Here is a 15945-nt window from a genome sequence, read left to right as displayed (position 1 = left end):
CCAGCGCTTAGCGCTGGCGGATTTATCTCTATTACAACGCCTTCCACGCATCGCCCCAGGCAATGCCGGCGCCAGGCTCATAGTAAGTCGGCGCCACGTTGCACCATGCTCCTTCCGGAAGCGGTTTACACTGATACAGCGCGCCGTGGTTATTGACGATATCGCCCTCTTTCCATGTCTGGGTACTGCTCCAGGAAGGATAGCTAATGGTATCGCTATCTTTGCCATCCGTCGTTTCGTCCGCAGCAGCGGCTTTGGCTTTGACGTTCAAAGTGTAAGTTGCCGTACTGGACAACGAACCGTCGCTTACCGTCAGGCTAACCACATACTGGGCATCGCGATCTTTTTCCGGTGCGGTGAAGGTAATTACGGCTTTATCCTGTCCGCTAAGGGTCTGGCCGTCCTGAGACATCCAGGTGTAGCTTAGTTTGTCGCCGTTCGCATCGGTAGAACCTTCCGCGCTCAGAGAAACCCTGGCACCAGCTTCAATTGCGCCAATCGGACCGGCGATGCGAGCCACCGGCGCCACGTTCGTCTCCTGCGCAGGTGTGGTATCGTCGGGCTTGACCGGCGTAATATCCTCGGACTGGCCGCTGTCATCAACGATATTGACGTTGAAGTGGCTCTGCACACACTTCGCATAGTCGCCCTCTTTAAAAGCGGTATACGGCGTCTGATAGCCCACCAACTGACAGGCGTTAGTCTTGCCGTCAGCGGTGTCCGGACTCCATCCCCAATCCTCTTCCCAGTAAATCGGCAATGCGCCCGCGCCACCTTCATCGAACTGCTTCATATTCTTACAGCCGAGAACTTCGTCGTCGGCAATCGGCACTTTGAGGTAGTTTGCGAACTCTTTGTAGTAAGCAATACGGTTAAGAGACTGCGCGTTCTCTTCCGCCCCGCCGCACTCAACGCCGCCGTTGATAATCTGAATGGTTACCCCAAAGCCTTCGACCAGGCCATTTGCTTTATCATGATCGTTTGGAACCCAGGTTCCGTCGATGACGTGCAGCATAGAGGGCTTCGGCGGCTGCGGATAAACGAAGAAGAAGACGGCGCTCGCCAGGTTCATCCAGGTATCCGCCACCAGCTCCGGTTTATCCAGCAGCGGACGAACGTCGCCATCGTACATTGCATCGGAGAACGGACCATAGTTGTAGTTATAGGACAGCTGTTTCGCTCCGCGGCCGAAGTAGCTCAGGTAGTCGCCGTCTTTATCTTTACCGCATGGCCAGGTCTGCCCCTGCCAGATAGAGGGATCGCATTCGCCGTTATAGCCGCCCTTCTGACCTTCAACCCAGCCAACCTCACGCAGATAAACCAGCGCCTGACGCCATTCGGGAATATCACGCCAGCTTTCATGGCCGCCGGTCTCCTGAGCAAAGTGGGCAAACATGGTTGCCAGCGATTTACGGCAGATGGCATCGCTGTCGCGTCCGTCGGTATAGGTTCCGCACACGGCAGGGAATTTACCAATAGCTTTCAGAAAATTAGAGTAGGTATATTCTGCGGCGCGCATCGGGAACAGATATTCCCAATCCTGTTCTGAAAGGATGCTTTCAACACGCTTAACGTTCGCCGGGTTGCTCGCCAGGCCCGGTGCGATTTTCTCCACTTCGCTGTTAGGCAGGGTTTGAATTGATGATTTAACCGACTCCATCAGCGGAAAGTCGGTTAAGGCTTTTTCTTTAGCGGCCAGGTCGCTCGCTTTCATGGTTGTCGCTTCCGTTGCGCCCAGCAGCGGTGCAGCCTGTGCGGCCCCCAGGCTTAACATGATCCCTGCGGCCACGGCGCTTATCGCGACGGTTTTGTGCAATGCCATAGAACTTCTCCTTTATCCTTGTTAACGGCCTGCCGGGTTGCAATACCAGGCAGTCGCTACTGTTTTAAGGGAGAGCGGCATCATCGGCTAATCACATTAGCTCTTGTTCTTCTCACGTCATCTCAATAAACAACACATAAAAAAAGGGCCGGAAAATCCGACCCTTAGCGTTGAAAAATGAGATCAATAATCAGGCGTAGCCGTAGCTCATCAGGCGTTGGTAGCGGCGGTTCAGCAGTTCTTCCTCACCAAGCACGTCGAGGTCAGCCAGATCGGCCAACAGCTGTTCTTTCAGTGAGGCTGCCATCGCTTCCGGATTACGATGCGCGCCGCCCAGCGGTTCAGGAATGATGGAGTCAATGAGCTTCAGCTCTTTCAGACGCGGAGCAACAATTCCCATTGCCTCAGCGGCCAGCGGCGCTTTGTCAGCGCTTTTCCATAGAATGGACGCACAGCCTTCCGGGGAGATAACGGAATAGGTGCTGTACTGCAGCATATTCACTTTATCACCGACGCCAATCGCCAGCGCGCCGCCGGAGCCGCCTTCACCGATAACGGTGCAGATAACCGGCACGCTCAGACGGGACATTTCACGCAGGTTGCGAGCAATCGCTTCAGACTGGCCGCGTTCTTCCGCCCCGACGCCTGGATAAGCACCAGGGGTGTCGATGAAGGTGATAATCGGCATTTTAAAGCGCTCGGCCATTTCCATCAGACGCAGCGCTTTACGATAGCCTTCCGGCGCCGGCATACCGAAGTTGCGGCGAATTTTCTCTTTGGTTTCTCGCCCTTTCTGGTGGCCGATAATCATCACCGGACGCCCGTCCAGACGCGCAATCCCGCCAACGATAGCTTTATCATCAGCGTAGGCGCGATCGCCGGCCAGTTCGTCGAATTCGTCGAAAGCCAGGCGGACATAATCCAGGGTGTATGGGCGACGTGGATGGCGGGCCAGCTGGGCAACCTGCCATGCACCAAGATCGGCGAAGATCTTGCGCGTCAGCTCTACGCTCTTTTCACGCAGGCGATGCACTTCTTCATCGATATTAATATCCAGTTTCTCATCCTGACGGCTAACCGCAGTCAGAGAATCGATTTTCGCTTCCAGCTCTGCAATCGGCTGTTCAAAATCAAGGAAATTCAGACTCATAGTATTCCTGTATTAGTCAAACTCCAGTTCCACCTGCTCCGAGCCGATAAGGCCACGCAGATCGTTAAGTAAACGATCGCTCGGTGAGACGCGCCATGTTGCGCCAAAACGCAACCGCGCGCGTGCATCCGCCCTCTGATAATAGAGGTGTACTGGAATAGTTCCCGAACGGTGGGGTTCCAGAGACTGACGGAGTCGGTTTAAAAGCTGGTCATCAATTTGCCTGTCCGTCAGCGAGATAGCAAGCCCGCGAGCATATTTTTCCCGGGCTTCGTCAATGTCCATGACTTCACGAGCGGTCATTTTAAGCCCCCCGCTGAAGTCATCAAAGCTGACCTGTCCGCTGACGATAAGTATGCGGTCTTTTTCCAGCAGCTGCTGGTATTTATCCAGAGCGTCGGTGAATAGCATCACCTCCAGACGCCCGGAACGGTCATCCAGCGTACAGATGCCGATACGATTGCCGCGCTTGGTGACCATGACCCGCGCGGCAATAACGAGCCCCGCCGCCGTGGTCACTTTACCACGATCGGTCGGATGCATGTCTTTGAGTCGTACGCCGCCAACGTAGCGTTCGATCTCTTTCAAATACTGGTTAATCGGGTGCCCGGTCAGGTACAGCCCCAGGGTCTCCCTTTCGCCATCCAGCACCACCTGTTCCGGCCACGGCTGGCAGCTGGCGTAGGACTGCTCGATTTGCTCCGGCTCTTCCGCCAGCACGCCGAACATGTCCGCCTGACCGATAGCTTCGGCTTTCGCGTGCTGATCGGCAGCCTTCAGCGCGTCGCCCAGCGAATTCATTAACGCCGCGCGATGCGGCCCGAGGCGGTCAAAGGCCCCGGACATGATCAGTTTTTCCAGCACTCGACGGTTGAGTTTTTTAATATCCGTACGCGCGCAGAGATCGAACAGTTCGCGGAAATAGCCCCCCTGATTACGGGCTTCAATGATCGCTTCAATCGGACCTTCGCCGACGCCTTTAATCGCGCCGATACCATAAACGATTTCGCCATCGTCGTTAACGTGGAAATGGTACAGGCCGGAGTTAATATCCGGCGGCAGAATCTTCAGCCCCATCCGCCAGCACTCATCCACGAGGCCGACGACTTTTTCGGTGTTATCCATATCCGCGGTCATCACCGCCGCCATAAATTCAGCCGGATAGTGCGCCTTCAGCCACAGCGTCTGATAGGACACTAAAGCATAAGCGGCAGAGTGCGATTTGTTAAAGCCATAACCGGCGAATTTCTCCACCAGGTCAAAGATCTTCATCGCCAGCTCGCCGTCAACGCCATTTTTCTTCGCGCCTTCTTCGAAGACAGAACGCTGCTTGGCCATCTCTTCCGGTTTTTTCTTACCCATCGCACGACGCAGCATATCCGCGCCGCCGAGGGTATAGCCGGAAAGCTCCTGGGCGATCTGCATGACCTGTTCCTGGTACAGGATAATGCCATAGGTTGGCTCCAGTACCGGTTTCAGACATTCATGCTGCCACTGTACGTCCGGATACGATATCTCTTCACGGCCGTGTTTACGGTCGATAAAGTTATCCACCATCCCCGACTGCAGCGGCCCCGGACGGAACAGGGCCACCAGGGCGATCATATCTTCGAAGCAGTCGGGCTGCAGACGCTTAATCAGATCCTTCATGCCGCGCGATTCAAGCTGGAAGACGGCGGTGGTTTCCGAGCGCTGCAGCATGTCGAAGCTTTTTTTATCGTCGAGCGGAATAGCGGCGATATCCAGCGGCCCCTCGCCATTCTTCTCGCGGCGGGCGTTGATCATCTCCAGCGCCCAGTTAATGATGGTGAGCGTACGCAAACCGAGGAAGTCGAACTTTACCAGCCCGGCATATTCGACATCGTTTTTATCAAACTGGGTAACCGGATGCTGGCCCGCTTCATCGCAGTATAGCGGGGCAAAATCGGTAATTTTGGTGGGCGCGATCACCACCCCGCCCGCGTGTTTACCGGCGTTACGGGTGACCCCTTCGAGCTTACGCGCCATGTCGATCAGCGCTTTAACCTCTTCATCCGCCTCGTAAATTTCCGGCAGCTGCGGTTCGGCTTCAAACGCTTTCGCCAGCGTCATCCCCGGGTCTGGCGGCACCAGCTTGGAAATACGATCCACAAAACCGTACGGGTGACCAAGCACGCGGCCAACGTCGCGGATTACCGCCTTCGCCGCCATGGTACCAAAGGTAATAATCTGCGAAACCGCATCGCGGCCGTACATGTCCGCAACGTGCTCAATCACCTGGTCGCGTTTCTCCATGCAGAAGTCAACGTCGAAGTCGGGCATGGAGACACGTTCCGGGTTAAGGAAACGTTCGAACAGCAGGTCGAATTCCAGCGGATCGAGGTCGGTAATTTTCAGCGCGTAAGCCACCAGCGACCCGGCACCGGAACCACGTCCTGGCCCCACCGGCACGCCGTTATCCTTCGACCACTGGATAAACTCCATCACGATCAGGAAGTAACCAGGGAACCCCATCTGGTTAATCACCTGCAGCTCAACATCCAGACGCTCATCATATTCAGGACGGCGTTTAATCCGCTCTTCCGGATCGGGGAACAGGAATTCCAGGCGCTCTTCCAGACCCTCTTTGGATTTCTTAACCAGATAATCTTCGGTGGTCATATCCCCGGTCGGGAACTGCGGCAGGAAGTATTCACCAAGGCGCACGGTCACGTTACAGCGTTTGGCGATCTCAACGCTGTTTTCCAGCGCTTCGGGAATATCGGAAAAGAGCTCGCACATCTCTTCTTCGCTGCGCATATACTGCTGCGGCGAATAGTTGCGCGGACGCTTTGGATCGTCGAGGGTAAAGCCGTCGTGGATGGCCACGCGGATTTCATGAGCATCGAAGTCGCCCGGTTCAAGGAAGCGAACGTCGTTGGTTGCCACCACCGGTAAGCCGCGAGTTTCCGCCAGCTTCACCGCCGCATGCAGATAAGACTCTTCATCCTGGCGGCCGGTGCGAATGAGCTCAAGGAAATAGCAATCAGGGAAATGCTGCGCATAAAAATCAACGCACTGATCCACCAGCGCCATATTGCCGCGCAGCAGACTACGGCCCACGTCGCCCATACGCCCGCCGGAGAGCAGAATTAAGCCTTCTTTTAATTCGATCAGCCAGTCGCGATCGATAATCGGGCCCGCTGCGCCATAGCCGCGCTGATAGGCTTTGGAGATCAGCAGCGTCAGGTTTTGATAGCCAGTATTATTCGCAGCCAATACCGTAAGCTGGCTCAGTTCATCGCCGAGCAGATCGCTCTGGACGTGCAAATCGGCCCCGACTATGGGTTTAATTCCGGCGCCGTGTCCCGTTCCGTAGAACTTCACCAGCCCGCAGAGGTTGGTAAAATCAGTGATCGCCAGCGCAGGCATGCCGAGCGCGGCCGCCTTTTTTACTAACGGTCCGGTTTTCGCCAGACCATCAATCATGGAATAGTCGCTGTGCACCCGCAGGTGTACGAAACGTGGTTCAGCCATCTTCAGATTCCGCGTTACTTTAGTGCTTGCGTGTCAGTTCAGGACGCCAGGCCCAGCGCGCGTTTCACCGGGCCAAAACTGCGCCGGTATTGCTCGATAACGCCATGTTCCAGCAGCTTTTGCAGATGAAAAGCGGTGGGATAACCTTTATGTTGTGCAAAGCCGTACTGTGGAAATTGCCGATCCAGCGCGGCCATTTCCGCATCGCGCGTGACTTTCGCCAGAATCGACGCGGCGCTGATTTCCGCCACCCGGCTATCGCCTTTGACAACCGCCAGCGAAGGTACGGGCAGCGGCGGACAGCGGTTACCATCAATAAGAACAAATTCCGGGGAGACGCGCAAACCCGCGACGGCGCGCTGCATGGCCAGCATGGTCGCGTGTAAAATATTCAGTTCATCGATTTCATGCGGCTCCGCCCGACCCAAGCTCCAGCACAGCGCTTTTTCTTTGATCTCGTCAAATAGCGCCAGGCGCCGTTTTTCGCTGAGCTTTTTCGAGTCATTAAGACCCACAATCGGTCTGGCCGGATCGAGTATCACCGCAGCCGTCACCACCGCGCCAACCAGCGGACCGCGTCCGACTTCATCGACTCCCGCAACCAGATGGGTATGCGGATACACGAATTCCATCATTTTGCTAACTCCAGAACTGCATCCGCCGCCTGCTCATCAGCGTTGCAGCGGATCTGCTGATGCAGCGCGCGGAAGGTTTCATGCATATCGTGGCTGGTTTTACCGTCGGCCAGCAGCGGCTTCAGCGCCTCCGCCAGCGCCTGCGGTCGGCATTCATCCTGCAGCAGCTCTTTAACCAGTTCACGCCCGGCCAGTAAGTTCGGTAACGACACGTAGTCGGTCTTCACCAGCCGTTTCGCCAGCCAGAAGGTAAAGGGCTTCATCCGATAACCAACTACCATCGGGCACTTAGCCAGCATACACTCCAGCGCAGCCGTGCCGGAGGCCAGCAGCGCAGCATCGCTGGCGATCATTGCATCGCGAGCCCGCCCATCCAGTAGGTGTACGGCCAGCTCCGGCGCCGTTTCCGCCTTGATGCGCTCAAACTGTTCCCGCCGCTTCGCGTTGACCAGAGGAACGACCACTTCCAGATCGGGATAATATTCTCGCAGGATTTGCGCCGTTTTCAGGAAGTCGGCGCTGAGCATCTCGACTTCTGCCCCACGGCTACCCGGCAGCAGCGCCAGGCAGTGTACGTCACGCGCGATCCCCAGACGGTCGCGCGCCGCGTCTTTATCCGGGTCCAGCGGCATCGCATCCGCCATCGTGTGGCCGATAAACCGGCAGGGAACGTTAAATTTGTCATAAAACGCTTTTTCGAAAGGCAGGAATGCCAGAACCAGATCGGTGGATCTGCCAATTTTGAAAACGCGTTTTTGCCGCCATGCCCAAACCGATGGGCTGACGTAATGGATCGTTTTGATACCCTGCTTCTTCAGATTACCTTCGAGGGTGATATTGAAGTCAGGCGCATCAATACCGACGAACACGTCTGGTTTAAGCTCGGTAAAACGTCGGGTGAGATCGGCGCGAATGTGCAGCAGTCGACGCAGGCGTCCCAGCACTTCAACAATGCCCATCACCGCCAGCTCTTCCATCTCGTACCAGGCCTCGCAGCCTTCCGCCTGCATTAACGGCCCGGCAACGCCTACAAAACGAGCATCAGGCATACGGGCTTTGAGCGCGCGAATAAGACCGGCACCAAGAATATCGCCGGAGGTTTCTCCGGCGACCAGGGCAATCGTCAGGGGACGTGATTCAGCCATTAACGAATCAGGCCGCGCGTGGAGCGAGCAAAGAAGTCGGTAAATGTCTGCACTTCAGGATACTGTGTCGCCAGTTCGGCGATCTCGGCTTTCGCTTCATCCAGCGTTTTACCGCTGCGGTACAGTAGCTTATAGGCGTTACGAATCGCAGTGATCGCCTCACGGCTGAAGCCGCGACGTTTCAACCCTTCGATGTTAACGCCAAACGGCGTTGCGTGGTTGCCCTGAGCAATAACGAACGGCGGAACGTCTTGCGCTACGCCGGAGCAGCCGCCCACCATCACATGCGCGCCAATAATGCAGAACTGATGCACGGCAGTCATGCCGCCGATGATAACAAAATCATCCAGCGAAACATGACCTGCGAGGGTGGCGTTATTAGCCAGAATACAGCGGTCGCCAAGCGTACAATCATGCGCCACGTGGGCGTTGATCATCAGCAGGTTATCGCTGCCCACCTTCGTTAATCCACCGCCCTGTACTGTGCCACGATGAATGGTGACGCTTTCGCGGATGCGGTTGCGATCGCCAATTTCCACGCGGGTCGGTTCGCCAGCATATTTCAGATCCTGGTTAACTTCACCGATGGAAGCGAACTGATAGATCTCGTTGTCGCGGCCAATTTTGGTATGACCGTTGATGACAACGTGAGATTTCAGTACGGTGCCTTCGCCGATTTCGACGTTAGCGCCAACAATACAAAACGGGCCAATGTGGACGTTAGCGCCAATAACGGCGCCTTCTTCTACAATGGCGGTAGGATGAATAAAGGCGGTTTTATCAATCACGTATCAGGCCTCCCGGCTACGGGCACACATCATCGTTGCTTCGCAAACCACTTTCCCGTCCACCGTCGCAACGCCTTTGAAACGAGTCAGGCCGCGACGGGTTTTCTCAAAAGTGACTTCCATAATCATCTGATCGCCAGGCACGACCGGACGTTTGAAACGCGCTTCGTCAATCCCGGCAAAATAATACAGCTCGCCCGGTTCCAGTTTTCCAACGCTTTTGAATGCCAGAATGCCGGTAGCCTGGGCCATCGCTTCCAGAATCAGTACGCCCGGTAAAATCGGCTTACCAGGGAAGTGCCCCTGGAAAAACGGCTCATTTACAGAAACATTTTTTACTGCGCGTAGAAAACGACCTTCTTCAAAATCCAGCACGCGATCGACCAGCAGGAACGGGTAACGGTGAGGCAGCAGTTCCAGAATCTCTTCAATGTGCAGAGTATGAGTGTCAGTAGTCAAAATACTCTTCCTGTCTAAATATACTAAAAGGCAATAATAACACGGCCTGCGGCAATCTCATGAATGCAACAGGCCGAAAATTTAAATGTGGCTGGAGAAGCACTAATCTTGTTGATTAACCTTGCGCTCAATGGCTTTGAGACGCTTGCTCATATCATCAATATTCAGTACCAGCGCAGCGGTCTTGCGCCAGACCTTATTCGGCTGCAGCGGGATACCTGAAGAGTAAACGCCTGGCTCGGTGATCGGTCGCATAACCATCCCCATTCCCGTGACGGTGACTTTATCGCAGATTTCCATGTGGCCGTTGATCACGCTGGCTCCGCCGATCATGCAGTAGCGGCCAATCTTGAGGCTGCCCGCCATAATCACACCACCAGCAACTGCGGTGTTGTCGCCAATTACCACGTTGTGCGCAATCTGACACTGGTTATCAATAATCACGCCGTTACCAATGACGGTGTCGTCCAGCGCACCGCGATCGATGGTCGTACAAGCGCCTATCTCCACGCGATCGCCGATAATGACGCGACCCAGCTGCGGGATCTTAACCCAGTTGCCGCGATCGTTCGCGTAGCCGAAGCCATCTGCGCCAATCACCGTGCTGGACTGAATCAGGCAATTCTCGCCGATCTCAATGTCGTGGTAAACGGTGACGTTGGCCCATAAACGCGAGCCGGCACCTATTTTCGTATTTTTCCCAACGAAGCAACCGGCGCCGATAACCACGTTATCACCGAGGATAACACCCGACTCAATAACGGCATTCGGGCCAATCGCTACGTGAGTACCCAGCTTCGCCGTGGCATCGATGACCGCGCTCGGCGCGATATCCTGCGCCGGCTGCGGCGTGGTATCAAGAATTTGAGCCATGCGCGCGTAGGTCAGGTAGGGATTACGCACTACCAGCGCGGCGCTGTGGGCAAAAGGCAAATCATCCTGCGTCATCACGACGGCAGATGCCTGGCAAGCGGCCAGGTGTTCACGGTACTTAGGATTTACCATGAAAGTAATATGGCCCGCTTTCGCGGACTGCATGGACGCAACGCCGGTGATGACGATATCGCCATCACCGTGTAATTCTGCATCCAACTGCTGGGCTAAATCAGCCAGTCGAATTGAAGGCATTACTTATTTAACCTGTTTCAGCACATCAGCGGTGATGTCTTTTACATCGCTGCTGTTGTATGCAACGGCATTAGAGTCAACAACCAGATCGATGCTCTGATCTTTAGCGACGCTCTGCACAGCGCTCTGGATACGAGTCACCAGCTTGCCGCGCTCTTCGTTAGAACGACGTGCACGATCCTGTTCAAAAGACTGCGCTTTCTGGGAGAAGGTCTGGCGCTGAGCCATCACGTCTTTCTCCAGTTTGGTACGGTCAGAGCCCGCTTTCATGGACTGCAGACGCTGCATTTTAGACTGCAGGTCGCCTTCCATACGCTGCAGCTCGCTCGCGCGGCCTTTAAACTCGTTTTCCAGCGTGTTAGAAACGCCTGTTTTCTGGGCAACCTGCTGGAACAGGCTGTTCATGTTAACCATTGCAATTTTATCTGCCGCCTGAGCGGAAGTTACCATTGCTAAACCCAGACCTGCAGCTAATAACCACTTTTTCACAATTAACTCCTTACCATCCCATGAGTACCCAGGGGTACCGTTATTTGCGTGGCCAGGCGATAACCTCAGTTATCGCCAATAGTCAGCGCTATACTGCAACTGCACTTACATTCCATTGTAGCCAACACAATTACCAGGTTTTACCGATGTTAAACTGGAACTGTTCAGCTTTGTCTCCATCGTACTTTTTAAACGGCTGAGCGTAGGAGAATACCAACGGTCCTAACGGCGACATCCACTGCACTGCGATACCCGCAGACATACGAATGTTGTTCGGATCGCTATAGTCAGGAACACCAGCGGCTCTCGTATCCGCCGTATTCTGCCAGTTTGTATCCCACACGGTGCCCATATCCCAGAAGAAGGAAGTACGGACCGAATTCGCATATTTATCGCTGATAAACGGCGTTGGAGTAATCAGCTCAAGGCTGGCCACCGCCATGGCGTTACCGCCCACCGCATCATCAGACTTACATAGACCTGCAGAGTTAGAATCGCATTCGTTATCGTATCCATCATCACCATCATGGCGGCTGCTGGCTGGTTTATAAACAGCCTTCGGACCGATAGTGTTGGACTGGAAGCCACGCACGGTACTTGAACCACCGGCATAGAAGTTCTCATAGAACGGCATTTCTTTACTACCAATACCGTCACCATAACCCCATCTGGTTCGACCTAATACCACCCACTTATGATCGTCGTCGATCGGTACATAGGTCGCGGTATCCAGCGTCGCTTTGTAGTATTCGTTATCCGAACCCGGAATCGTCACTTTACCGTTCAGGTTGACGCGTGAACCTTCGGTCGGGAAGAAGCCCCGGTCGAGCTTGTTATACGTCCAGCCGTAGTTGAAGGTGAAGTCGTCAGCGCTGAACGAGTTTCGGTCGTTCGTATCATTCGGCGTTTGGCCCATTGAGTTCAGATAACGCCACATAGCAACCTGAGGCTGCATATTGGACAGCTTGTTATGCACATAGCCGAGACCCGCGCGCAGCGAATTGTACTCGTTGACCGGGAAGCCCAGCGTAATATCTGTACCATAGCTCTTGTTGGTATAGTCAGACAGATCCGCATCGTTAGCATCGAAGTCGTTATAGAAGACACGACCGCCGAGGCTGACGCCATCCACGGTAAAGTACGGGTTCGTCACCGACAGTTCAGTATAGGTCTGGTAATCGTTTTTGGTGCCGTTAATTCCCACAGAATAGCCGGTACCGAGCCAGTTATCCTGCTGAACGCCGGCCTGGAAGCTTACGCCGCTTTCCGTACCGTAACCCACGCCGAAGTTAAAGCTACCGGTATTGCGTTCTTTAACTTTATAGACCACGTCAACCTGATCCGGGCTGCCCGGCACGCGCTGCGTATCGGTATCAACCGTTTCAAAGTAGCCCAGACGATTCAGACGATCTTTCCCCTGGTCGACCAGGTCGCTGCCCAGCCAGGCACCTTCCATCTGACGCATTTCGCGACGCAGAACGGCATCTTTCGAGGTATCGTTGCCTTCGAAGCGAATTTTACGCACGTAGTAGCGGTTACCCGCATCGACGTTTACGTGCAGCTTCACGGTCTTATCACTATCGTTGATTTCCGGCTGGGACTGAACGCGCGGATAGGCGTAACCGTAGCGACCGAGGAGTTTCTTAATGTCATTCTCCATTTTGGTCACTTTGGTGCCGTTATACAGCTCACCCGGTTCAACTTTAGTCAGCGCTTCGATTTCTGCCGAATGCCCTGCCAGGTCTCCCGTCACCTGCACGCCAGAAAGCTTGTACTGATCGCCTTCGGTAATGTTGATGGTGATGTAGATCCCTTTTTTATCCGGCGTCAGGCTAACCTGCGTGGAGTCAATGTTGAAACGAGCATAGCCGCGATCCAGATAGTAGCTGCGCAGCGTTTCGAGATCTCCCGCCAGCTTCTGTTTCTGATATTTGCGATCGCCGACCACGTTCCACCACGGCACTTCATCGCGCAGCTGGAAGGTAGAAATCAGTTCATCGGTGCTGAATGCATGATTGCCGACGATATTGATCTGCTGGATTTTCGCTGAGACGCCTTCCTGGAATACCAGTTTCAGGTCGACACGGTTACGCGGCAGCGGCGTCACGACAGCTTTAACGCTGGCGCTATACTTACCGACGCTATAGTAGAAATCCTCCAGCCCCTTTTCGATATCAGCAAGCGTGGTGCGATCGAGAGATTCCCCTACGCGTACGCCGGATGCCTCAAGGTTTTGCTTGAGCATGTCATCTTTCACCGACTTGTTGCCGGAGAAAGTGATGCTGGCAATCGTTGGACGCTCTTTCACCTGCACCAGCAGGGTATCACCATCGCGCAGAACGCGAACGTCCTCAAAGTTGCCGGTGGCAAACAGGGCGCGGATGGTATTACTGATATCATCATCGGTTACGGTATCGCCAGGACGCACTGGCATACTGAGGAGGGCCGCACCAACAGCGACACGCTGAAGGCCTTCGAAATGAATGTCCTTCACCACGAACCCGTCAGCACCGTATACGGTTGCGCTGCTAAACAGCAGCGACGCTATGAGCAACTTTTTCATCGCCATCGTTATTATGCGTTCTTCCTAACAAACTCTCTTACAACCGAGAGAAATCATTGAAAAGTGCAAGCCCCATTAACAGCACCAGCAATATTGAGCCAATGCGATAACTAAAGTCTTGAACTCGCTCGGATACCGGTCCGCCTTTCAGCTTTTCAATCGCCAAAAACAGCAGATGTCCCCCGTCAAGAACGGGAAGCGGGAACAGGTTGATTATTCCGAGGTTCACGCTGATGAGCGCAAGAAACATCAGATAATAAATCAGCCCAAACTCCGCTGACATCCCAGCCCCCTGGGCGATAGAAATCGGCCCGCTGAGGTTGTTCAGTTTGACATCACCGGTTATCAATTTGCCCAGCATCTTGACCGTTAACGACATCAGCTGCCAGGTTTTATCCGTGGCTTCAGCGATGGCGGCAAACGGCCCGTACTGACGCACTGTCTTATATTCATCAGGCAGCGGGATGACCTTAGGTACGACCCCTGCAAACCCCTCAGCTTTACCTTTGGTAGACTTCGTATCCGGCGTCAAGGTTACCGACAAGGGGCTACCCTGCCGCTCGATGTCCAGAACTAACGCCTTACCCGGATTATCACGCACCAGATTAACAAACGTCATCCACTGCGTTAACGGTTGACCATCGACTTTAACGATCCTGTCGCCCGCTTGCAAACCCGCCTTCTGCGCCGCCGAGTTAGATTGTACTTCAGCCAGGACGGTATCAATCTGCGCGCTGCGGGGCTGAATGCCTAACGAAGCAACCGGATCTTGTTTATCCGGCTCAAACGCCCAACGCTGCAGATCGAGGATTTTATCCTGGCGTTGATTGGTCCCGAAAGGGGCGACGGTAACTATTGTTTGCCGATCGCCAATCTTTACCACCAGCGCCATACGTACTGCATCCCAATCAGGCGTTTCGATGCCATCTATCGCTTTAAGTTCCATTCCTTTTGCAATTTGTGCTTGCGCGGCAATAGAGTCAGGAGCGATATCGGCAACGACCGGTCGCACGCCGGGGACACCGATGATAAAGACCAGCCACCAGGCAAAAATGGCAAAAAGGAAGTTGGCAATCGGCCCTGCGGCAATTACCGCGGCACGCTGACCCACGGTTTTGTTGTTGAACGCGCAGTGGCGCATCTCGGGCGCCACCGGCTCAACGCGCTCATCGAGCATTTTGACATAACCGCCCAATGGGATAAGGGCGATAATAAATTCCGTTCCCTGCTTATCAAAACGGCGCCACAGCGCTTTGCCAAAGCCAATAGAAAAACGCTCAACGCGGATACCGCAGCGGCGAGCTACCCAGAAATGGCCAAACTCATGGACGGTGATCAGCACGCCCAGCGCAATAATAAAAGCAGCCAAATTCCAGAGAACGCTCAGCATAAAACCTTCCGTCAAATCGTCCTGAAAACCAACAAGAGTAGACAAGCAAACACGGGTACCGCAGCCGTCAGGCTATCGATACGATCGAGGATACCGCCGTGTCCGGGAATCAGATTTCCGCTATCTTTGATGCCAGCTTCGCGTTTAAACATGCTTTCGGTCAGATCGCCCAGTACCGAGGCCAGGGCCGCCACAACCGAACACACCAGCAGGACCGTCGGCGTCACGTCCAGATGGGCCCACCAGCCGTAAGCCCAGGAGATAACCGCAGCCGTTAACAGCCCGCCGAAAAAACCCTGCCAGGTTTTACCCGGAGAAACCTTCGGCGCCAGCTTATGCTTACCGAACATTTTCCCGAACATATAGGCGCCGGAATCCGCGCCCCAGACCAGAATCATCACGTAAAGTAACCACAGCGCACCGCTGTAATGATCGTCGGCGTAATGCCACGCTCGCAGCGCCAGCATGCCCCAAAAAAACGGGACAATGGTCAGGATGCCGAATATCAGACGGAGCGTTTTTGAATTGCGCCAGAAGGCCGCAGAAGCGGGGTAAGTCAGAACCAGAAGCAGCGCGACTATCCACCAGCCGAATGATGCCCACAGCGCTCCCTCAACCAGCGGTTGATGAACGTCATAATGGTATTCCGGCATCAGGAATAGCATCAGCGCCAGCAGCAGACCGCAAAGCACCGACAGCCAGACTCGCTGCGTCGTTGAAGTGAAACCGCTAAATTGCCCCCACTCCCACGCGGCGAGCATACAGACCACCAGCGTGACGATGGCAAAGCCCGCAGGCGGCAATAGAAAAAGCGCCGCAATAACGACGGGGATTAAGACGAAAGCAGAAATCAGGCGATACTTCAGCAAAAGTGACCCCCA

At 54.6% G+C, this 15945-nt stretch carries 12 protein-coding genes; all 12 read right to left on the bottom strand.

Going from position 1 to position 15945, the window contains the following annotated elements; all coding sequences use genetic code 11:
* Positions 1-31: 31 nt before the first annotated feature.
* Positions 32-1822, bottom strand: coding sequence for a chitinase (locus ABLV12_RS05930; RefSeq protein WP_004107911.1), 1791 nt, complete (start codon positions 1820-1822; stop codon positions 32-34).
* A gap of 190 nt (positions 1823-2012) precedes the next feature.
* Positions 2013-2972, bottom strand: coding sequence for an acetyl-CoA carboxylase carboxyl transferase subunit alpha (gene accA, locus ABLV12_RS05925; RefSeq protein ID WP_004107912.1), 960 nt, complete (start codon positions 2970-2972; stop codon positions 2013-2015).
* A 12-nt stretch (positions 2973-2984) separates the two neighbouring features.
* The gene (gene dnaE / locus ABLV12_RS05920; RefSeq protein ID WP_064398238.1) at positions 2985-6467 is read right to left on the bottom strand and encodes a DNA polymerase III subunit alpha; all 3483 of its coding nucleotides are present in this window, start codon (positions 6465-6467) and stop codon (positions 2985-2987) included.
* A 38-nt stretch (positions 6468-6505) separates the two neighbouring features.
* Entirely contained in the window at positions 6506-7102 is a 597-nt protein-coding gene (rnhB, locus tag ABLV12_RS05915) for a ribonuclease HII (RefSeq protein WP_004107914.1), read from the bottom strand.
* Positions 7099-8247, bottom strand: coding sequence for a lipid-A-disaccharide synthase (gene lpxB, locus ABLV12_RS05910; protein WP_004107922.1), 1149 nt, complete (start codon positions 8245-8247; stop codon positions 7099-7101). Before lpxB ends, rnhB begins: the two co-directional genes overlap by 4 nt.
* A complete protein-coding gene (gene lpxA / locus ABLV12_RS05905; RefSeq protein WP_004110721.1) occupies positions 8247-9035 on the bottom strand; it encodes an acyl-ACP--UDP-N-acetylglucosamine O-acyltransferase in 789 nt (262 codons plus the stop codon). The genes lpxB and lpxA overlap by 1 nt, the downstream gene beginning before the upstream one ends.
* Before the next feature lie 3 nt (positions 9036-9038).
* Positions 9039-9494 (bottom strand): 3-hydroxyacyl-ACP dehydratase FabZ, encoded by a 456-nt coding sequence (fabZ, locus tag ABLV12_RS05900; protein WP_004098761.1) that lies wholly within the window; start codon positions 9492-9494, stop codon positions 9039-9041.
* 102 nt (positions 9495-9596) lie between these two features.
* The gene (lpxD, locus tag ABLV12_RS05895; protein ID WP_004107927.1) at positions 9597-10622 is read right to left on the bottom strand and encodes a UDP-3-O-(3-hydroxymyristoyl)glucosamine N-acyltransferase; all 1026 of its coding nucleotides are present in this window, start codon (positions 10620-10622) and stop codon (positions 9597-9599) included.
* A 3-nt stretch (positions 10623-10625) separates the two neighbouring features.
* Entirely contained in the window at positions 10626-11111 is a 486-nt protein-coding gene (gene skp / locus ABLV12_RS05890; protein ID WP_004098757.1) for a molecular chaperone Skp, read from the bottom strand.
* A gap of 130 nt (positions 11112-11241) precedes the next feature.
* Complete coding sequence (gene bamA, locus ABLV12_RS05885; RefSeq protein ID WP_004107929.1) at positions 11242-13680, bottom strand: outer membrane protein assembly factor BamA; 2439 nt, start codon at positions 13678-13680, stop codon at positions 11242-11244.
* A 31-nt stretch (positions 13681-13711) separates the two neighbouring features.
* A complete protein-coding gene (gene rseP / locus ABLV12_RS05880; protein WP_224252011.1) occupies positions 13712-15064 on the bottom strand; it encodes a sigma E protease regulator RseP in 1353 nt (450 codons plus the stop codon).
* A gap of 11 nt (positions 15065-15075) precedes the next feature.
* Positions 15076-15933, bottom strand: coding sequence for a phosphatidate cytidylyltransferase (gene cdsA, locus ABLV12_RS05875; protein WP_004107933.1), 858 nt, complete (start codon positions 15931-15933; stop codon positions 15076-15078).
* Positions 15934-15945 lie beyond the last annotated feature (12 nt).

This window comes from Klebsiella sp. CN_Kp100 (genome assembly GCF_040065315.1).
In the GTDB taxonomy this organism is placed as follows: domain Bacteria; phylum Pseudomonadota; class Gammaproteobacteria; order Enterobacterales; family Enterobacteriaceae; genus Klebsiella; species Klebsiella oxytoca.
Note: the sequence above shows the minus strand (reverse complement) of the source record. Positions and strands in the feature narration are given on the sequence as shown.